Source organism: Pyrodictium occultum (assembly GCF_001462395.1).
GTDB lineage: Archaea > Thermoproteota > Thermoprotei_A > Sulfolobales > Pyrodictiaceae > Pyrodictium > Pyrodictium occultum.
This window is the reverse complement of sequence record NZ_LNTB01000001.1, coordinates 687,697-707,501: the sequence shown is the minus strand read 5'-3', so window position 1 is coordinate 707,501 and position 19,805 is coordinate 687,697. Positions and strand designations below refer to the sequence as shown.

The 19,805-nt window shown below is 57.7% G+C and carries 21 protein-coding genes; 8 read left to right on the top strand and 13 right to left on the bottom strand.

Annotated elements, in window-relative coordinates; translation table 11 throughout:
- Positions 1–41: 41 nt before the first annotated feature.
- From CF15_RS03860 to eno, 4 genes are read right to left on the bottom strand one after another with little or no spacing between them, the layout of a single operon-like run.
- The gene (locus tag CF15_RS03860) at positions 42–317 is read right to left on the bottom strand and encodes an ArsR/SmtB family transcription factor (RefSeq protein ID WP_058370617.1); all 276 of its coding nucleotides are present in this window, start codon (positions 315–317) and stop codon (positions 42–44) included.
- A complete protein-coding gene (locus tag CF15_RS03855) occupies positions 314–1,549 on the bottom strand; it encodes an ORC1-type DNA replication protein (protein WP_058370616.1) in 1,236 nt (411 codons plus the stop codon). Before CF15_RS03855 ends, CF15_RS03860 begins: the two co-directional genes overlap by 4 nt.
- A gap of 34 nt (positions 1,550–1,583) precedes the next feature.
- The gene (locus CF15_RS03850) at positions 1,584–2,165 is read right to left on the bottom strand and encodes a hypothetical protein (protein ID WP_058370615.1); all 582 of its coding nucleotides are present in this window, start codon (positions 2,163–2,165) and stop codon (positions 1,584–1,586) included.
- A 21-nt stretch (positions 2,166–2,186) separates the two neighbouring features.
- Positions 2,187–3,536, bottom strand: coding sequence for a phosphopyruvate hydratase (gene eno, locus CF15_RS03845; RefSeq protein ID WP_058370614.1), 1,350 nt, complete (start codon positions 3,534–3,536; stop codon positions 2,187–2,189).
- 42 nt (positions 3,537–3,578) lie between these two features.
- On the opposite strand from eno, the gene CF15_RS03840 reads away from it, so the two are divergent.
- The 4 genes from CF15_RS03840 to CF15_RS03825 all read left to right on the top strand — a co-directional run bounded on the left by CF15_RS03840 (position 3,579) and on the right by CF15_RS03825 (position 6,065).
- Positions 3,579–4,238, top strand: a complete 660-nt coding sequence (locus CF15_RS03840) for a potassium channel family protein (RefSeq protein WP_058370613.1) — start codon at positions 3,579–3,581, stop codon at positions 4,236–4,238.
- A 45-nt stretch (positions 4,239–4,283) separates the two neighbouring features.
- A complete protein-coding gene (locus tag CF15_RS03835) occupies positions 4,284–5,138 on the top strand; it encodes a mechanosensitive ion channel domain-containing protein (RefSeq protein ID WP_058370612.1) in 855 nt (284 codons plus the stop codon).
- Positions 5,139–5,217: 79 nt separating this feature from the next.
- Entirely contained in the window at positions 5,218–5,526 is a 309-nt protein-coding gene (locus CF15_RS03830) for a CpXC domain-containing protein (RefSeq protein ID WP_058371372.1), read from the top strand.
- Positions 5,527–5,567: 41 nt separating this feature from the next.
- The gene (locus CF15_RS03825; RefSeq protein WP_070807818.1) at positions 5,568–6,065 is read left to right on the top strand and encodes a signal peptidase I; all 498 of its coding nucleotides are present in this window, start codon (positions 5,568–5,570) and stop codon (positions 6,063–6,065) included.
- Here CF15_RS03825 and CF15_RS03820 read toward each other — a convergent pair.
- The 6 genes from CF15_RS03820 to CF15_RS03795 all read right to left on the bottom strand — a co-directional run bounded on the left by CF15_RS03820 (position 6,045) and on the right by CF15_RS03795 (position 12,199).
- The gene (locus tag CF15_RS03820) at positions 6,045–8,087 is read right to left on the bottom strand and encodes a DNA topoisomerase I (protein WP_058370610.1); all 2,043 of its coding nucleotides are present in this window, start codon (positions 8,085–8,087) and stop codon (positions 6,045–6,047) included. The two genes, CF15_RS03825 and CF15_RS03820, sit on opposite strands and share 21 nt — an antisense overlap.
- A 148-nt stretch (positions 8,088–8,235) precedes the next feature.
- Entirely contained in the window at positions 8,236–8,544 is a 309-nt protein-coding gene (locus tag CF15_RS03815) for a DNA-directed RNA polymerase subunit K (RefSeq protein WP_236698115.1), read from the bottom strand.
- Between the two features lie 190 nt (positions 8,545–8,734).
- Entirely contained in the window at positions 8,735–10,408 is a 1,674-nt protein-coding gene (gene thsA, locus CF15_RS03810) for a thermosome subunit alpha (protein WP_058370609.1), read from the bottom strand.
- Between the two features lie 85 nt (positions 10,409–10,493).
- Positions 10,494–10,868 (bottom strand): thioredoxin family protein, encoded by a 375-nt coding sequence (locus CF15_RS03805; protein ID WP_058370608.1) that lies wholly within the window; start codon positions 10,866–10,868, stop codon positions 10,494–10,496.
- Positions 10,846–11,670, bottom strand: a complete 825-nt coding sequence (locus CF15_RS03800; RefSeq protein WP_168371254.1) for a hypothetical protein — start codon at positions 11,668–11,670, stop codon at positions 10,846–10,848. Before CF15_RS03800 ends, CF15_RS03805 begins: the two co-directional genes overlap by 23 nt.
- Before the next feature lie 211 nt (positions 11,671–11,881).
- Positions 11,882–12,199 carry a hypothetical protein gene (locus tag CF15_RS03795; RefSeq protein WP_168371253.1) on the bottom strand — a complete coding sequence of 106 codons (318 nt, stop codon included), beginning with the start codon at positions 12,197–12,199 and terminating at the stop codon, positions 11,882–11,884.
- Between the two features lie 367 nt (positions 12,200–12,566).
- Between CF15_RS03795 and CF15_RS03790 the strand changes: the two genes are divergently transcribed.
- From CF15_RS03790 to CF15_RS03780, 3 genes are all read left to right on the top strand, one after another.
- Entirely contained in the window at positions 12,567–13,292 is a 726-nt protein-coding gene (locus CF15_RS03790; protein ID WP_058371370.1) for a purine-nucleoside phosphorylase, read from the top strand.
- Positions 13,293–13,393: 101 nt separating this feature from the next.
- Positions 13,394–13,756 carry a hypothetical protein gene (locus CF15_RS03785; protein ID WP_058370605.1) on the top strand — a complete coding sequence of 121 codons (363 nt, stop codon included), beginning with the start codon at positions 13,394–13,396 and terminating at the stop codon, positions 13,754–13,756.
- The gene (locus CF15_RS03780; protein ID WP_058370604.1) at positions 13,753–14,859 is read left to right on the top strand and encodes a hypothetical protein; all 1,107 of its coding nucleotides are present in this window, start codon (positions 13,753–13,755) and stop codon (positions 14,857–14,859) included. The genes CF15_RS03785 and CF15_RS03780 overlap by 4 nt, the downstream gene beginning before the upstream one ends.
- Before the next feature lie 45 nt (positions 14,860–14,904).
- Here the strand turns inward: CF15_RS03780 and CF15_RS03775 are convergent, their stop codons facing one another.
- Positions 14,905–15,273 carry a transcriptional regulator gene (locus CF15_RS03775; RefSeq protein ID WP_058370603.1) on the bottom strand — a complete coding sequence of 123 codons (369 nt, stop codon included), beginning with the start codon at positions 15,271–15,273 and terminating at the stop codon, positions 14,905–14,907.
- A gap of 245 nt (positions 15,274–15,518) precedes the next feature.
- Here CF15_RS03775 and pdo point away from each other — a divergent pair, with 245 nt between their 5' ends.
- Entirely contained in the window at positions 15,519–16,250 is a 732-nt protein-coding gene (gene pdo / locus CF15_RS03770) for a protein disulfide oxidoreductase (RefSeq protein ID WP_058370602.1), read from the top strand.
- A gap of 218 nt (positions 16,251–16,468) precedes the next feature.
- On the opposite strand, the gene gatE is transcribed toward pdo, so the two are convergent.
- Positions 16,469–18,424 (bottom strand): Glu-tRNA(Gln) amidotransferase subunit GatE, encoded by a 1,956-nt coding sequence (gene gatE, locus CF15_RS03765; protein ID WP_083494478.1) that lies wholly within the window; start codon positions 18,422–18,424, stop codon positions 16,469–16,471.
- Entirely contained in the window at positions 18,421–19,791 is a 1,371-nt protein-coding gene (gene gatD, locus CF15_RS03760) for a Glu-tRNA(Gln) amidotransferase subunit GatD (RefSeq protein WP_058370601.1), read from the bottom strand. The genes gatE and gatD overlap by 4 nt, the downstream gene beginning before the upstream one ends.
- Positions 19,792–19,805 lie beyond the last annotated feature (14 nt).

The following is a 19,805-nucleotide window of genomic DNA, read 5'->3' as shown; positions in this document are numbered from 1 at the left end:
GGCTTGTAAAGCACTCCGAGCGGTTTCCGGCTCTACCGGCTCTACTTGTTGAAGGCTCGGAGAAGCTCGATCAGTACAGCTGTCTTGGGGTTGTCGTATCTAAGACTAAATAGTCTTAGTCTCCCTATGCGCTGTTCCTCTACGAGCCCTGCGTTCTTCAGCTCCTCGAGATGCTGTTCCACGAGACGGTGATGGAGCCCTGTATCCTTAATAATCCTAGTTATGTTGAGCTGTCCGCTTCTGGCAAGCAGGCTAAGGATCTTGATCTTACCCTTGCTGCCGAGTATCCTCGCCAGCTCGTCGCTTTCTATGCTCATTCACCCTCCCTCTTGTACTCTATTATCTCCGCTACATGCTTCTCGAGGAGCTCGAGAGGGCCGACGCTTATGCCTATGAGAGTGCTCTTCCCCCGGTAGCCCTTACCGGATACACGTGCGTCCACAACGCCCCTCTTCTTTAGATCCATGATGTACTCGTAGACCTGGGTATGTCTCCTCGGCTTCTCGCCTATCTCCTCGCAGACGCGCTGATACTCCTCCTCAACTTCGCCTATCCTTGCATAGGCCTCGGAGGAGCGTCTAAGCACCCTTATCGCGGCGAGCAGTATCAGGAGCTCATGGAGGGGCAAGTGCCTTATAACGTCGTTTATCATTATTGATAGGTTAGGGTTTGTCTTGGCAAACGCCTTCCTCACGTGCTCTATGGTGAGCATGGGGGAGCCCTCGTCGTCGGCTTCTGTGCCGGCGAGCATTAGTATCTCGAGGGCGAGTCTAGCGTTACCACTCCCGCCGGTGTCTACTCCAACGATTTCGGCTATGTAGCTGAGTACATCGTCGCTTACAGTACCCTCGTAGAAGGCCTCGACACTCCTATACTTCAATATGTCGAAGAGCTCCGAGCTGGTGTATGGTTTGAAGTGTATAACGTTTCTGACCAGGTAGCTCTCTGTAGCGGAGTCCAGCCTGCTGAGGCTTGTCAGCCCTCTGGTAATGAATATGTAGCTTATCCGCTTGGTCAGCTCTGGGTGCTCGTCGTAGGTGCGTATGAGGAAGTACACTGCGTCGTTCCCAGCAACCTCTATGAAGTAGTCGAACTCGTCAAGGGTGATTATAACATAGGTGTCCCGGTTCTCGAGGTGCTTCAGTATAATCTGGAACATCTCCTGGGCCGAGAGGCCGCGTGGCGGGATAGGTATGTGGAGCTGCCTGGCTATCTCCTGCACGACAAAGTAGAGCGTGCGGTCTCGGTGACAGTTTACATGCACATACTCGAGTTTTATGCCCCTCTGCCTGGCAAGGTGTTTGAAATCGCTTCCAAACCTTCTAGCCGTCGCGCTCTTCCCCGTACCTATGCTCCCGACGAGGAGTACACGCTGCGAGATGGCGCCCGGCTCTAGCAGCAGTGGACGAAAGTATGTTGCCAGGCTCTTTAGCTGATCCTCTCGATGGGGTAGATAGGCTGGCACGTACTCTGGATACAGCTTCTCCTTGCTCTTGAACACCGAGGGATGCTCCAAGACACTTTCGATTATGTCACGTGCAGTAGGCATAGTTTCAGCCTACCCATGTAGGGGGCCCGCTGTACTACCTTTTACTCTCTTCCTCGCCTTCAATGCCCAGCCTGCGATACCTCCACAGCCGCATTCTATCCCATAGATTCCTCATGAGGGCTGCGACAACCCCGTATCGGGTATCCTCAAGCTTAATGCTCCAGGGCGCCTTTCGGAGCACCCTAACCCCCGCCATCCCGCTGACCAGGCGTCCTACTTCACGGCTCCACCTCTTCTCATCACCTCCCAGAAGGAAGAATCCCCTAGGCTTAGCCTCAACTCTGATAGAGTCCACGCCGCGCTTCTCGAGAAGCACCACAAGGGCTTCCACGAGGCTCCGGAGGCCCCTCTTGTCCTCAACCTCCACCTTCACGCCGATAATGAGCTCGGCGGGTACGACACGTTCTACATAGGCTGGTGGCTCCCTCACAACAATCTTAAAGGCGTCGAAAGGTGAGAGTCTAGTGGAGAAGACATATAGGAGGGGTGCCACCTCTTCTCTCTCCAACGTTACGTTATTATCATATCTTATGAGGGCGTCGCCTATCTCTTCTTCAGCCGGCTGAAGATGCCAGGGTTTAGCCGTCGCTACAAGTACCAGCCTTCCCCGGGCCACAATCCTCGGCGCCTCCCGGCCCTAGGCTTGTAGGATACCCCTCGCAGTGTAGAAGTAGATAAGTCCGCGGAGTGCCAGCCTCCCAGCATACACTGCGTCGCCCGCTAGCTCCTCCTCTATTCTCAACAGCTCGTTGTACTTGGCAGTCCTCTCACCCCTTGCCGGTGCACCTGTCTTGATAAACCCGGTTCTCATGCCCACAGCTATATGGGCTATTGCCGTATCCTCTGTCTCGCCGCTGCGGTGGCTCACGATAACCTTCATGCCGCTAGCCGCGGCGGCGCGTGCATAATCCATGGCTTCTGTGAGAGTACCTATCTGGTTAACCTTGAGCAGTGCCGCATTGGTAGCACGCATCTCTACACCTTTCCTCAGCCTCTCCAGGTTAGTGACATATAGGTCGTCCCCTACTATAGCAACCCGGTTTCCGATACGGCTCGTAAGCTCAGCATGAGCCTCGAAGTCTTCCTCGTAGAAGGGATCCTCTATAGAGGCTATAGGGTACTCATCTACAAGCCTCATGTAGTATTCTAGTAGCTCCTCTCTACTAAGCTGCTCCCCATCAACTATGTACGCGTTCCTACTCTTATCGTAGAAGTGGGAGGCAGCAGCATCAAGAGCGAGCAGGACCTCCTGGCCGGGGGTATAGCCTGCCTTAGAGATGGCCTTGATCAAGGCATCAAGAGCCTCCCTGTTCTTCTTCATAGGGGGTGCATAGCCTCCCTCATCGCCGACATTGACGGCCATAGCTCCATACTTCTCCTTGAGCACTCCTTTCAGAGTATGGTACACCTCTACCGCAATCCTGATAGCATCACTAAACGTGTCAGCGCCAACAGGCATGATCATGAACTCCTGGAAGCTGAGCTCATTACCCGCATGAGCGCCGCCATTAATTATGTTTAGGAGGGGGACGGGTAGGATGAAAGTACCTCCTACTCCCCCGATGTACTCGTAAAGGGGTACGCTTGCAGTGTCTGCGGCGGCCTTAGCTACCGCAAGCGATACTGCAACAATAGCGTTGGCTCCAAGCCTAGACTTGTTGGGAGTGCCATCAAGCTGGCACATTAGGGAATCTATCAGTCTCTGATGCCTAGAGTCAAGGCCTCGTAGACGTGGAGCAATCACACTATTGATATTATACACAGCCCGGCTGACACCCTTCCCTTTGAACGCCTTGCCTTCATCCCTGAGCTCCAGAGCCTCATGGGATCCCTTAGATGCTCCTGCAGGTGCAGCAGCCCGGCCGAAACCACCACCCCTTGTAACAACCTCGGCTTCAACTGTAGGGTTGCCGCGGGAGTCGAGAATCATCCTTGCACGCACATCCTCTATTACAAAGTCTCCGTAAAGCTCTGCTGGCAAACCCATATACCGCACCCCCCTCCAAGCCGGCCCAGGGGCTCCTAGGGGATGCGAATACTAATTATTGGCGCTGGTAAGCTTGGCTCGCTTCTAGCCAAGAGGCTATCCGAGAAGGGACATGAAATAATAGTAATCGACAAAGACGAGAAAAAGGCCAGGGAGGTTGCGGAGGAGGCGGACGTGGCATCATATGCTAGGGACGCCACGGACCCATCGACCTACGATGAGGTAAACATAGCTAACATCGATGTCGTCGTGGCGGCCACTAACAGGGATGAGGTAAACCTCTTCGCAGCACTGATAGCCAGAGACTATGGAGTACCGAGGGTAATAGTGAAGGTTAGGGACAGCAGAATAGCCCAGATACTCTCAAGGATAGGAATAGCGGAGCATGTAATAGTAGAGCCCCGCGTAATAGGCTCAATAGTAGAGGGGGTAATTGAGGGCAAGTACAACGTGGTAGAGCTGGTCCCGGTATACGTGGGAGGCTTCCGGCTAGTAACGATAACCATAGCAGAGGGCAGCAGCGTGGAGGGCCAGCTACTCGACGAGGTCAAGTATCCACGCAGCGGGGTCAAGATACTAGCAGTATTCGATGGCGAGGAGTTCCATGATCCGGGCGAGGTGCTTCGCCTCGAGGCAGGCTTCCAGATAATTGCACTAGTACGTGATGATGTGATAGAGGAATTTCTGGAAGCCTTTAGGTAGAAGGATCTGCACTGCATGGGTCCAGGTTAGGGGTGGAGCCCTGCCTTGGCCACCAATACTACGGCAGAAGCATTCTCCGTTAATAACGTGACTAACTTCCTCGGAAAGACAGTAATCATTGTGAGGACGAAGCTAATACCTCCACTGATAGAGGTCATAATCGTATTTGTCATAGTCTACTTGTTCCTCAGGCTAGTGAAGTCTATACTTTCAAGGCTCCAAAGGCGCGAGATACTGCCCAGCGTCCTCTCGGAGCGTATCTACAAGCTTATAGCGCTCATAACATATGTGACTACAGCGATAATCATAGTGTACATGTTTACCAGTGCGCCAGCGGTAATATACACCCTAGTAGCCCTGCTCATCGTTGTATTCCTGTCGAACTGGAATATAATAGCGGACATATCAGCCTACTACGTCATGCTGATATCTAAACAGAGCTTCAGAGGAGCTTCCCTGATAGAGCTGCCAAGGCTGGGGATAAAGGGCAAGATAATAGAAACAAGTCCTTTGTACACGCGCATTAGGACCCTCAGTGGGAAGATAGTATTCATACCCAACCACATAATGGTTAGCGAGCCGGTTACCCAGCTTACCAGCATACAGAGCGTGGTCACACTAGAGGTTGAGGTGAACAAGCCTGAGATTGAGCGTGGGAGCCCTATAGAATATATAGAGAAGGCTATCAGGACCATTCTGGCAGAGAGCAGGCTCGCCACAAGGCCTCAAGACGTAGTCATAACGGTTCTAAGCGCCTCGAGTGATAGGATTAAGCTAGAGGTGCGTATCCCAACAATGGGTGCCGAGCCTAGGCCTGCAACAGTGAACGCCATAATAGATAACCTATACCGTGGACTGGCGGAGTTGTCGCCAGCAATAAGGTTTAAGCCAGTAATCTAAAGGGGCCTGCTGCAGTGCCGTTATTAGACGCCATGCCGCGTGACTAGCAACGGTAATACAGAGATGCATGGTGGTGGCTGTGGCTAGGAAGAAAAGAGACCCATATGTCTGCCCCAAGTGTGGTACAAGAACAGAGCCGGTGAAAACCTGGCAGCTTGTATCGCCCTTCCCCGACTCCAAGGGCCGTGTAACAATAACCGTCATGGGTAGCTTCGTCTGCCCTAACTGCGGGTATCGGTGGAGGGCAGTAGTCTCCAAGATAAAGGTGGGTGGCAGCGAGGTCGAGCTAGAGTCCGGTAAGGGTGCAAAGGCCTCTATAACGGGCGAGAAGGAGGAGAGAAGGGGCGAAGTGATAGAAATCGACATAGACGACATCGACGAGGAGTGAGAGCTAGCTATCCCATTATAACTCGTTAAGGGATGTCTGCTATGCCCGCCGGCCGTTTGAACCCTTACAGCGAGGAGATGAAGACTGTAGCAGTCATAGTAGCAGTTGTAGCTATTGCTGTACTGCTGCGTGCCGGTCTGGGCTCTCGGCTAGGGATATCATCGCCCTTTGTGGTCGTCGAGGGCTACAGCATGCTGCCGACTCTATACAACGGTGATATAGTGGTCATACACAAGCCCCCGCCAACCGATATAAAGATAGGCGACATAATAGTATACCACAGCCTCCGCGGAGAACTGGTAATCCATCGGGTTGTGAAGATAGAGAAAGGCCCCGGCTGCAGACCCCTCTGCTACATAACCAAGGGCGATAACAACCCGGTAGATGATGCCACCATGGGGCTTCAGCCCTGGACGGGAGTAAGCTACAGCGATGTTGTCGGAGTAGTATGCCAGGTCAGCCTGAACATAGATGGCAGGAGGGTCAGTGCACCGCTCCGCATACCCTACCTTGGGCTTCTAAGCTTCATACTCGGCTAGGCCAGGCGGGCAGGCCCCCTTTTTCATAAAGTACTCCGCGGCCTCGCGCACCCACTGCCCTGCTGCACGGAGCCCAGCAATACTCTCTAGGAACTTCCTACACCCTAGGCCGGCCCTCCTACGCCACTCCCCGTACATATTTACGAGCCTCTTAACCGCCTCTAGGTGGAAGCTGCAAAGGCCATCCGCCACCGCCTCGCGGCCACAGATAACGCACCTCCTCGCGGGTCTGACCAAGCCGAGTGCTTTTGCAAGCTCCATCCCTGCATCCCTCATAGCCTCAGCTTTGAACCTTTCCAGCATCTCCCGGAGCACTGCCTTGGCCTCTTCTACCACCTCCCTGCGGCCAGCTCTACGAGCTCTAATAGCTTCGAGCCTCTCCTCGAAGTGCCTGGTCAGAGCCACGCTTGTGAGCTGCGGGAAGTATTTTGAGAGAACCCCGGCCACCGCGTAGCCCAGCTCGGTGGCTTCAACCCTCCTTCCCCTCGCCTCCAGGTAGCCGCGTTCAAAGAGGAGCTCCACAATCCTGGCCCTCGTGGCCTCGGTGCCTATACCGACCCTCTCCATCCACTTAACGAGTGAGGCCTTACTATAGGGTTCTGGGGGGCTTGTGTATGAGATGCTCAGGGATACCCTCTTCACAGGCACTAGGCCTCCCGGCTTGAGACGCGGTATAGCCTTCTCCTCGGGCGCTGCGAAGTAGTATATTCTAAGCCACCCGGGCTCCTCGACCCGCAGGCCCGCCAGCTCCATCGAGCCTATGCCGGGCGCTGCCAGTCTAGCGCTAGCCTTAGCAACCACCCCTGCAGGCGCCATGGAGGCGAGAAACCTCCTCACTATTAGATCGTATATCCTCCGCTCGGCCTTGTCGAGGGCCCCCCGGGGCAGCTCCCCCGTAGGGTGTATCGCGGGGTGTGCGGGGTCATCCTTAGGTCCGTTGCGCGGCCTCAACAGCCCCCGGGTGGCCTTCAGCAAGTAGTCTATGAGCTCCCGGTACTCGTTGAGCCTAGCCAGGCTCCTCGCTATAGATGCCACGTCTACTGTAGGAGGTATTTTCTGGCTGTTAGTCCTCGGGTAGCTTATCAGCCCCTCGAGGTAGAGCTGCTCGGCTATCTTCTGAGTGAACATGGGGCTGTAGCCAAAGAGCCGGGCAGCCTCCGCCTGCAGGTCGCCTAGATTGAAGGGGTAAGGCGGCTGCAGCCTCTCCATCCACTCCCGGTAGTGCTCCACACGGAGCACCCTATTCCTCCTCAGCCTCTCTGCCGCGGCCTCGGCTGCACGCCTCTCCTCGTATGCTGCGAGCGTGCCAGTATAGCTCCGGCCGCCGACCTCTACTGTGACGCGCACCGCAAACCTTGGCAGGGGCACGTGAAGCTTGATCTCCTTGTCCCTGGACACGGCCTCTATGAGCGTGGGCGATTGGACGCGCCCGGCACTAAGCACCACGCGCCTGCCGGTGACGAGTTTGACAGCGTCCATGAGCGCTCTGCTGACGTTAATACCCCACAGCCAGTCTAGCTCATGCCTGGCCAGCCCTGCCTCAATCATATCCCAGTCTAGGGGGTCAAGCTTCCTAAAGGCCCTCCTCACGTCCTGCCGGGTCAGCGCACTGAATTTAGCCCTGTAGGCCCTCCCAACATCCCCAACATTCTTTATAACCATGTAGCCTATGACGCTGCCCTCTATATCATAGTCGCAGGCATTCACGAATATTGCCGCGCTGGTTGCGAGCCTCCCCAGCACATCGAGAAACTGCCTAGTGTGAGAGGCCCCCCTGTCAATGCGCCATAGCGGCACCCAGTAGTAGCTGAACACAGGGAACCCATGCTCATCTGTAGTGAGGCCATAAAGATGCCCGGCGGCCGGCGCGATAACGTGTAGGCGGCCAGCCCAGTAGACCATCCAGAAGGGGATCCGGCCAGAGCGGCAGAGTCTCGCGCCAGACCCATCGGCAAGCGCCTCTGCTATCTTGCGCGCAGCCTTAGGCTTCTCTGCAACTACCAGCACATACCCACGGCCCATAGGACAGCTCTGCTTTGCACCGCGCCGTAGACTCCGCCGCGGAGGCACGCCGGCCACTCACCCACAGCCACGCTAGGACACACCCCTAGCAGGGAGGTTGCAGCAGCGAAGGGGCGCTTAGGGCCCAGAGAAAGGAGGAAGAGCATCCCTAGTGTACACGGAGCTTATCCAGCTCAACAAGCCACTTTAGAGGTATAGCCTGCGCATCCCCCCGCCGTGTATACCTTATAATAGTCAGAGGCAGAATTCCAGCCTCTACCTCCTTCTTGGCTATGAGCACCGGGCTCTCCCGGACATGCTCGGGCTCGCTCTCCAGGTCTATGAGCACAGGGGCGCCCATGCTTATCTGCAGGGCCCTGACCCCTATCACACGTGCCCTCTCGAACCTCGTAAGCCATGGCGGCCCTATCTTAATCTTCTTCCTAAGCTCGCTTACACTCGCCTCTGAGGCAGCCAAAACTCCCGCCCCCGGGGAGACGTCTGCGTGCATACACGGGAGGTATAAAGCGAGATAGTGCGCCTAAGCCCCTGGCGATGTGAGCACATGTGCCTGGAAGTATTAAGAGGCGGCGTGCAGCAACGCAGAGAAGCCCGGAACTAATGTAAAAATAGGATTTGGCTGTATCCAGCCTCTGAGGTCTGGGAGGTTACTCCTCCTCCTCCTTACCCTTCTTGCCCTTCTTCTCCTCGGTCTTGGGCGCAGCGGCGATCACGTCATCTATCTTCAGTATAGCGGTGGCGGCCTCGGTAGCGCTCTTCAGCACCTGCTCCTTCACTAGTATCGGCTCGATCACATTGACCTTGGTCATGTCCTCCTCTATCTTACCCTCCACTGCGTCGATGCCGGCGAAGACCTTGCCCTCAGCGTGCAGCCTCCTCAGGTCCATGAGTGCCTGCAGCGCGTCCATGCCGGCGCTCTCGGCCAGCACCATAGGTATCTCCTCCAGAGCATCGGCGTAAGCCTCTACTGCTAGCTGCTCCTTGCCGCCTAGGCTCTCAGCGTATTTCCTAAGCCTCATAGCCAGCTCCACTTCGACCGCGCCGCCGCCGGGCACGATCAGGGGCTTCCTCAGCACGTTCCTCAGCACGTGCAGCGCGTCATTCAGGCTTCTCTCGGCCTCATCCAGCACCATGTCGTTAGCGCCGCGTAGCAGTATAGTCACCGCCTTGGGGTTGGGGCAGCCCTCTATGAACACCATCTTGTCATTGCCGACCTTCCTCTCCTCAACTAGCTTGGCGAAGCCCAGGTCCTCGGGCTTCAGGTCGCGGAGGCTGCTCACGATCCTGCCGCCGGTGGCGTACTCCAGCTTCTCGAGGTCGCTCCTCTTGACTCTTCTCACGGCCATTATGCCCTTCTTGGCTAGGAAGTGCTGGGCCACCTCGTCGATGCCCTTCTGGGTTATCACCACTATGCCGGCTTTACCAGGCTCCATGCCATCCCTCTTCATCCTCTCAACGGCGATCTCGTATATCCTGTCAACCATCTCGCGGAGCAGCTTGGCCTCCTCATCGAGGAACGCCTTTATCTGGTCGGGGGAGGTTATGTTGATCTTAGCAGTTATCTCCGGCTTCTCCACCTCGAGCGGGGCGTCGAGCAGCACTATGTAGGCGTTCTCAACCCTCTTGGGCATACCGGGGTGCACAACCTCCTTATCGAGCACAATGCCTTCTACCAGCTGGCTGTCGAGCAGGCTACCGCCCTTCTTCTTCTCTATCTTCACCCTGTCCAGCCTCACCTCGTAGGTGCCGTCGCCCCTGGGCTCGGCTACGCGTAGCACGGCCTCCACAGCCATGTCGGTTAGCTTGTCCATGGTGGCACCGCTGCCGACGTACTTGCTGTAGAGGCTGGTGGAGGCTATCCTCTTGAGGAGCTGGCGGTCGTTCACATCGACCTTTACGCCTATCTTTGATAGCTCTCCTAGGGCGTAGTCGAGGGCCTTCTTGTAGCCCTCGATGATGGTTGTGGGGTGTATGTTCTCGTCCAGCAGGTTCTCGGCCCTGTCGAGAAGCATACCTGCCAGTACCACGGCGCTGGTGGTGCCGTCGCCCACCTCGGCATCCTGGGCCTTAGCCACCTCTACCATTAGCTTGGCGGCGGGGTGCTGTATCTCCATCTCCTTGAGTATGGTGGCGCCATCGTTGGTTATGGTTACATCGCCGAAGCTGTCGACGAGCATCTTGTCGAGTCCTCGGGGCCCGAGGCTGCTCTTCAGCACCTCTGCGAGGACCTTAGCTGCTAGTATGTTGTTGCGGAGAGCCTCCCTCCCGTAAACCCTCTGGGTGCCCTCCTTGAGTATGAGTACCGGTACGCCAAGCGCCATAGCCTACACCTCTAGCCATCCCTTTGATGCGCTACGTCCGGGTAGGTTGCCTTCAGAGTGCTTCTATATAAACCTTGCTCTAGGGTTAGAAGCGGAGGGAGATGCCTAGCCTAGAAGGGCTGGTGTTGCGGCTCCGAAGCGCATAGAGTATACCCCTCCTAATGGCGTACCTGTCGCTGGCACTGTTATAGAAGAAGCCTATCTGCTCCCACACCTTCTCCCCATCAAAGTAGAGCTGCAGCCTGGGCACAGACCTTGCATAGCGCCTCACCACGCCGGGCAGCGTAGCGGCGTCAACCCTCGCCACAGCTATCACGGGCTCCACCGCACGGGCAATATCCTCCACTATGCCGGCGAGGTACCTCCCGTTAGGACTGCGCGAGTCGTAGAAGAGGACCAGGAGTATACGCGTAGACCTAATCAGCTCCTCAAGCTCGTTAGGCGCCTGGACCTCTAGCATAGCTCGCCTTCCTCTCCTCCAGCAGCTTTCGCAGCCTATCCCTCTCCGAGCGCGTCAGATGCAGCACTATATCGGTTGGCTCCCGCGGGGCCGACGGGGGCTTGAGAGTATCCCCGACGACTACAACACCCCTCTCAATAGCCTCACGCACATCTGATGCAGGATAGAGCTCCACAAACTCCTCAAGCCTATAGTTAAAGTCGATAGCCTCCTTAGCCTCTCTCTCGGAGAGGGTGTAGCCGCACACCATGCACACCAGGTCAGGCGTCACGGCCCGGAAGCCGCAGCGGGGGCAGGCTATGGGGGTAGGCCTGCCATACTGCTCCCATGCGCTCCTCAGCAGCGGGAGGAGGTCCCTCCTATTACTCTCAACAATCTCCTTGTAGAGCCTCGAGGCATACTTTGCTGCGATGGGGCCCCCGTAGGTGACGACGAACTCGAGCTGCTCCGGGGTGAGCTTTTCAAGCTTCTCGAGGAGGTACGCGGAGGCGAGGATGTAGACATTGTTTACCGCGTTCTGCAGCCTAGACACTATAGCATCCTTGGAGGGCCTGGAGGAGTACCGCTCGACTATACCCTCCACGAGCGGTTTCAGCATCTCCTTGTAAGACTCCCTGTCGAGCCCTAGTATTCCTAGCCCAAGCCTCTGCACGGCCTCATCCACTATTGAGTCGAGCAGCTTATCCGGGTCCACCCTTGGCTGGGAGAGCCTCCTAGCACCCGAGGAGCCGCGGGAGCTGGCCCCGTGTCTACGTCTCGTAGACCCTGCTGACCTGGTGGATCTCCTCCTGCCGCGAGCCACGATGCCCACTCCCTTGGAACCCTGCTCGGAGAGAATTCCCCCCGGGCAGTAGCCCGAGTGGAGGAACTGGAGGCCCCGGGGAGCCTCTATAACTCTCCCCGGGCCCCGAGCCAGTAGCCCCGGGGGATGTTGTGACTTGCCCCCCGCGACCCCGGGATAGGGGATGACGACATTACCGCGAACAGAACCCCATGTAGCCCTCTACGAGTGGCTAGTACTTCTCGTCGTACCAGTCTCCTCCCCGGGGCATATATATGGGCCCGTTTCTGGCCGCGTAGCGGCTCACTAGATAGCTTAGAAGAATCTCCAGCTGGCGCCTCTTCTTGCGCGCGTTCTGCAGGGCAGCCTCAAACTCCTTGAGGGAGACCCCGCGGCCCTTGAACCACGCCTTTACGAGCCTCCGGTATATGTAGCGGAGAAGGCTCTCATACTCGTCCTCGAGATCAACGTTATAATGATACTTATAAACAACGTGTTCTATGATTTCGCCGAGGTATTTGTCTATAAGCATTAGTGCTTCTTCATCCATGGCTCACTCCGTGTTAACTGGTAGTGGCCCGCGGATGCACCCTATAACTTCTCCCCCATAACAGTCCCCGAGGGGATTCGCTGACTGCAAACGGTGGAAGGCGAGGAGGGGCTTCAGCGGCTACCATTCTCAGCACTAGAGGGGCGCTCAGCAGCGGTCAGAGCTCAACACAGCCCCACGAGCTCCTGGATGGCCGAGTACACCAGCCCGGCTTTAAGCTCTCCTCGAGGGAGGGCTCAGAATGCTCGTGCAATGGCATCGGAGCCCTGCCATCACGGGCGCTCATCATAGCCCAGCCTGCCTAGCCTCCGGGTGGTAGCTTAAAGCCAGCGGGCGCAGGGGCGTAGCCGGTGAAGCTCCTATGGAGATGAGGCCGCAGCATATACGTATAAGCCCCGAGAAGGTGGCCAAGAAGGTCGTCGCCGTAGGCGATCCCGCCCGCGCCAGGTTCCTGGCTGAGCACTTTCTCGAGGATGCTGAACTAGTTAACGAGGAGCGCGGCTTCAACATATACACGGGCTACTATAGGGGCGAGCGGGTCAGCGTAGCGGTACATGGCATAGGAGGGCCCTCGGCGGCCATAGTGTTTGAGGAGCTCCACATGCTTGGGGCGCGTACAATCATAAGGCTCGGCACGGCTGGCGGACTCGTACCCCGGCTTGATATAGGCGATGCGGTGGTAGCTACCGGTGCAGCCTACATGCATGGAGGCACCGTGGGCTCCTATGTGCCCGACGCCTGCATGGCTGCGGCCCCCAACCCAGTACTCACAACAATGCTCTACGAGAAAGCTAGGGAGATACACGGCCGCGTCTACCTGGGTCCCGTGTTCAGCAGCGACGCCTTCTACGCCGAGGATCCAGCGTTCGTCGAGAAGTGGTCTAAGCGTGGAATAATCGCGGTAGAGATGGAGGTTGCCACACTCTACGCGCTTGCTGCACTGAGAGGCTTCAACGCCTCCGCGCTGCTGGTGATATCGGACAACCTGGCCGTGCCCGGCAAGGAAGAGCTCAAGCACCACCAGGAGCTAGAGCCCTTCGTAGAGAAGGCTGCAAAAGCTGTACTAGAGACGTTGAAATCTTTCAACCCCTAACCCCCGGAGCCTCTGGGTATATGCGGGACGGCCGGCCTCCACCTCCCCGGCCTCTGAGGAAGCCTTGGACGCCCACGACCCCTTGGGGGGTGACGCGAGCCGTGGCCACCGAGGCCTCCCCATCTAGTATACGCACGCTCTTCAGGAACCGTGGGCTCGAGGTAGCCGAGTCCCGGTCCCAGCAGACAACCCTTCTAGGCGGCATGCTAGAGTACCACTCTGTATCCGGGGTGAGGCAGGGCTCGTACCGTATAACGGTCAGGATAAGGCCGGCGCCCTCGTCCACGCAGCTCGTCATAAACGCTTCTAGCAGGGAGAGCGCCAGGAGAGCGGCTGATATGCTGGAGAAGTTAGGCTTCAAGGTGGACGCCGACGAGGAGGTGGTGAGGGCAAAGGCGAAGGGGGTGAGCATGAGCCTCGTCAGCCGCGCCATAGATATAGCGGAGGAAGCCACAAGGTCTTGAGCAGCCTGGAAGGCCTCCGCGAGACACTCATAGCTATCCTGGCCCCCTTCCTCCGGGCCGCCGCCCTGGAAGGTTCAAGGCTTCGCCTAGGTGCTGGAGAGAGCTGCAGAGCACTGCTGTCGGAGCCCAACGCCCCGGTGCTCCGAGCGGCGGGGGTAGATGCTCTAGACTGCGGCGGCGAGGCCAGGCTGAGGCTGGTAGCGAGGAACGGCACCTGGCTAGAGGCAAGGCTCCCCATACCCGGCTGCAGCTGCAGCCTCGCGGAGCTACCCCTATACCCGCCGGCCCCGGACTACCGTGGCCCCAGCTACCGGGCTGTAAGCCAGGCTCTCCAGGCACTAGCTGGCCCCGGAGAGAGCCCGGCTGTCGTGGCAGACGCCTACACGCCGTCAACAGGTATGGTGTGCAGGCCCCGGCTGGGTTGCAGCCGTCCCGCGAGACCCCCGGCTACGCGGCCCGCCGAGGAGGGCAGCCGCATATACTCCAAGGTCTACCGGCCCAGGATAGTGCAGCCGACAATGCTCTCCTGGGTCAGGAGGAGACTCGCCAGGGGCAGCCGCATATACCGGGTGCCATGGCTCTGCGTGGGCGGAGGAGGCAGCTACCTAGCGCTGGTCTGCACACCCCCATCAGAGCAATGCAGGGTAGGGGTCGACGAGAAGGGGGTCCTGGAGATACTGGAAGGCAGAGGGGTAGCACTGGACGCCAGGAGATGCAGCCCCACGTGGCTCTACACAGCCTATCTCCTAGGAAACCTCCTGGCCGCTGACGGTGCGAGGCCTAATGCCGAGAACCCGCCACTATGGTCTCCCACGGGGCTAATACCGCTCTACGCCTCCGTGCGCCGTGAGGGTAGGAGTCTGGAACTCGTACTATTAGTCTGGAACCCGTCGCCGGTGGCCCGGAGGCACGAGCTTGTAGTCGAGGGGTACAGGCTGAGAAGGGCGCTGCTCTACACGGGGCTTCAGCCAGCATGGGAGGAGCTAATTCCGAGCTTTAATAGGGTGGCTATACCGCTTGCCTCTCTCCAGACAGCGCTGGTAAGAATCGAGGGCGTGGAGCTTCCGCCTCTCTTGCGCAGGAGAGGAAAAGGCGGCATATAGCCAATGCTCTGGGAATACTCCATAGGGATGGGAGAGCGGGAAGCGCTAGTAGGGGGGCTCCGGCAGCACAGCCTTAGGCTCGACCTTAGATCTAAGCTTGCGGCATATCTCGCATATGTAGAGAGGCATCAGCCTCTCATCCGCATTATTGCTTATAATCTGCTCAGCCATCTTCGCGACCATTCCGTATAGCTCTTTGTCCCTGAGGATAACATCTATGTAGCTTCCACCCCTACGCTTAAGCAGATAGTTGGAGACCGCAGCCGGCGTCAGCCGGAGCAGCTTAGCCGCCCGGTATATGGTCAGACCATAATCGCGCAGCAGCACTATGGCTAGTGACGCCCTTATCGATGGCACGTACTTCTTTACAGCTATTTCGCAGGGCGCTGATAGAAAGCCTGCCTGTCCAGCCATAGCTCTCGTGACCCATTTTCACGAATGTTACTGGCCTATCCTTATAACAGCTGCCCCTGGGTTGTATGTGAGGCGTCACCTCCGGAGCCTCCTCCAAAGCACCCAGGAGCATCTGTGATAGGTGTGATGGGAATTAGCGGTAGAAATTAGCTTACGTTCGTTTAAGAGAAAAGAAGAAAAGAACCAAATAGCTAATAGCACGGTCTTGGCGGCACAGAAGGGGCGTTGGGCAAGGGGTGTACGCCATGTCGGATCCGGTACGCATGGAGATAGACCAGGAAACCCGGGAGGCTATACGCGAGGCATTCCAGGATCTAGAAAAGCCCGTTACAATAAACGTATTCATAGGCCCGAACTGTAGATACTGCGACGAGTCGCTGAAGATAGCCAAGGTGCTTGAGGAAGAAGCCCCGGAGAAGAACGGGAAAAAGCTGGTCAAGGTACGGGTCTACGAGAAGGGTAAGGACGACGAGGAGTTTAAGAGGCAGAAGGTTGAAAGAATACCAACAACTACGCTCCTAGAGGGGTCGATAAGGTACACCGGCACCCCCAGCGGCGAGGAGATAAGAGGGCTTGTTGAGACAATTATCAGGATATCCCAGGAGGATAGCGGCCTAGACCAGACCACCATAGAGAAGATAAAAAGCATAGACAAGCCAGTGCATATAGAGGTAATAGTGACGCCTCAGTGCCCCTACTGCCCCTACGCCGCTCTCCTGGCCAACATGTTCGCCTTCGAGGCCTGGAGGAATGGGAAACGCGACTTCATAGCAGACACTGTGGAGGCCTACGAGAACCCCGACATAGCAGACAAGTACAACGTGATGTCGGTCCCTGCTATAGCTATAAACGGCGTACTAGCCTTCGTCGGCGTGCCTTACGAGGAGGACTTCATAGAGAGGATACTAGACATAGTCGAGCGCAGGAAGAAGGTAAGCGGCCCGGAGGTTATATCGGAGAGCGCCACCGGGCTCTAGACACAGTACCAGCAATCATATAGTCGTTCAAGAGGGCCAGGTGCTAGAGGCTCCGACAAATGCCTTTTCATCACGGCCCGTTTTCAGCGTCGGGAGTACTCTTCACCGCCTCCAGCACTATGGAGCTAGGATAGACGCCCCTGGAGGTAAATGGCCGGGTCTTCCGGAAATATGTAGCCGAGTGCTCCTTTATTGCCGCGGGTGGCTGACTACCAGCTTCAGCCCCTCCTTTCCCCCAGCAGCTCACTTATCTTCCTCTTGGCTATCTCAGCCACGGTTCTGCCGTCCACCTTGCCGCGCAGCTTCGGCATAACTCTACCCATCACCTTGCTTAGCGCCGCGTAGCCGCGGCTTCTTATCTCGCCCTCAAGTGCTCTCACTGCCTCCTCCACCATGCTCTCCACCATACTCATGTCTACTGCCTGTATGCCCAGAGCCTTCATGGCGTCGTCGAGCCTTGCTCCGGGGTTTCTAGCCAAGTATGCAAGCACATCAGGCACCGCGTCCTTGGCTAGTCTGCCTTGCGCGGCAGCCGAGACAACCTCCTCAATGCTCTCATCGCTCAGGTTGTCTATCGGCACGCCTTCACGTGAAAGGCTCCTCAATATGTTCGTGAATATCGATGCTATGTAGGATGGGGGGACCTTATCCCCGTACCTCTCTGCGAGCCTCTCGAATAGGTCTAGCCTCACATCCCTCACTATCTGGCGAGCCAGGTCATCGCTTAGCCCGTACCTCTCCTTCAGCTTTCTCAGCTTCTCGCTGGGCTTCTCCGGCACGAGTTTACGGGCTTCTTCAAGTAGGTCCTCTGTGACTTCAAGGGGTGGTATGTCGGTCTCGGGATACATTCTCGCCGAGCCTGGCTGAGGCCTCATGAACCTGGTTGTGCCGTCCTCCTTAGCAGCCCTGGTCTCCTTCGGTATGCCCTCGAGGGCTGCAGCAGCTCTCTCGACCACAGCCTGTAGAGCCTTCCGGGCTTTCGGCTCTTCATCAGCCACTATCACTACTGCATCACGGCCCCGGGCAGCGCCTACGGCTTTGTAGAGCTGCTCTACCTCCTCTTCGGTTATCCCGTAGCCGGGCAGCTCGTCGGTGTGGAATATTCCCCCTACGCCGCCCCAGAACCTGGCGTAGTCCGCCAGCTCGGTTCCGAAGCGCCTCCCCGGCTGCACCTCCACTCCCAGCAGCCCATGGAACCCCGGCAGCTTGACTGCGAGAACCTTGCCGCCCCTCTTGATGGCCCTAGCTATTATCTTCGACCTTGTGCCTCTGAAAATGCCGGTGACGTCAACTATCTCGGCGGATTCGACGTCGCGCCTGGAGACCCCCCGGCTCCGTAGCTCATCCCGTATCTCTAGCAGCCTCTTCTGCCGTATAGCCTCGTAGAGCACTATCTTCGGGAGGAGATCGAGCCTCTGAACACCCTTTATCTCCGTCTTGACACCGCCCTTTATCGAGACGTTGAGATCCTGCCTAATCGTACCTATACCCCTCTTGACCCTCCCGGTGAGGCGGAGCAGCTGGCCTATGGTTAGCGCCGCCTCGTATGCCTCCTCCGGAGTCTCTATGTCGGGCGCGGTGGAGATCTCTATCAGCGGTATGCCCAGCCTGTCGAGCATGTAGTGGGTGTAGCGGCCCTCCTCGCCAAGCTTGCGTGCAGCATCCTCCTCTACGGCTATTGTCTGTACCCCTATCTTCTTCCCGCTCTCTAGCTCTATCCCGCCGCCCAGGGCTATGATCGCTGTGCGCTGGAACCCGGTGGTGTTAGACCCGTCTATCACTATCTTCCTCATAACGTAGATCTCGTCCACCGGGGTGGATCCCAGCGCCAGCGCCACGGCTAGCCCTATCACTACCGCCTCCCGGTTGATCTCGTGGGGTGGCTCCTCGTCCGCCTCGACCAGGCAGGAGGCGGCGCGGGGCGCATGATAGTGGTATAGCCGGCCCTTGCGCCACTCGAAGAGGGCGGCTATATCCACCTCCCCGAGCTCGCTTCTCGTGGGCCTAAGCTGCCTAATGAACTCGTCCTTATCAGCGTCCTCGCTCACCAGCGTGGTCGGGCAGCTGCAGAACAGCTTGCGCCTCGTATCAAGCTGCTGGTGTATCTCCAGGCCTACTCGGAGCCCCAGCTCCCTAGGATCATACTTCGAGGGATCCACCTTAGGCTCGATCAATGCGGCCACCTCGGATAGAGGTCCAGTGTGTGGCGATACGTTATCTCTCCTGCCAGGTTCTCGCGGAGCATCCTACCCGCTTCCCGGGGATCATGGGTATGGGCCAGTATCCAGGAGAGCTTCACAAACGCTACCTCGGGAAGCATATCCTCCCCCGGTATGACACCGGCCTGGAGCAGCTTGCGCCCCGTAGTGTAGACGTTCATGTTAACCCTTCCAAAGAGAGTCTGCGACGTCATTACCACAACTACTCCCTGCTCCACCGCACGCCTTATACTCTCGACAAGCCACTCGCCGACGTGGCCGAGCCCGGTGCCCTCCAGCACTATTCCCCGGTAGCCGCGGTCCACGAGGAAGTCTATCAGCTCCGCCTCCATGCCGGGATAGTACTTCACCAGCGCTACCTTCTCCTCGAACCCGTTTACCACGTGCAGCTCCTCCCTGCCCCTCTCACGGAGCGGTTTGTCCCGCAGCTCTATCCTCCCCTCAAAGGGGTAGATCTTGGCTAACGGCCTTCCGTTTATGGTCTGGAAGGCGTCGCGGCGGCTGGTGTGCATCTTCCTAACCCTGGTGGCGCGGTGGGCAAGGGCATAGGTGTCGCCGGCCTCCCCGTGCATGACCACTACGACCTCCGCGAAGGGCGCCCTAGCGGCCACCAGGGTGGCGGCTACCAGGTTGAAGGCGGCGTCGCTGCTGGGCCTATCGCTGCTCCTCTGGGCCCCCACGAAGGCTATCGGAACCGGTAGCCCCCGGAAGGCGAAGGCAAGCGCCGACGCGGTATAAGCCATGGTGTCGGTTCCGTGCGCTACAACGATGCCCTCAGCCCCCTCCTGGATAGCCTTGGCGGCCTCGTCAACTATCTTCTCCCAGTACTTGGGCCTCATGTTCTCGCTCAGTATATTCATGACAACCCTCGAGGATATGTCGGCTATGAAGCCTACCTCCGGCACAGCCTCCAGTATCTCTTCAGCCGAGAAGGCCGGCCTCACAGCCCCGGTCTCGTACTCTACCTTACTGGCTATAGTGCCTCCAGTCCCGAGTATCGTCACCCTGGGCCTCTTCCCGGGAGGCGGCTGCTCCTCGAGAAGCGGCACAGCCGCGGGAGCGCCGGCCGCGGCCTCATGGAGTATAGCCTCCCTCGTCTTCACAACCTCTATGCGCGTCCCCTCGTCGACCCGTACCCCTATATTGTAGCCGTTATCAAGCTTCACGACTATGATGGGCCTAGCCGAGATAGCGTAGCGGGGCATCAAAACGCCCTCGAAGACGCGGCCATCGCTCCTCTCAATCCTTATACGGTCGCCGGGCCTAGCCCCGGCCCTCCGGAGAAGCCTCAACGCAACACCAGTGTAGCCAGCCTCCTCCATCCCGCCTTGCCCAG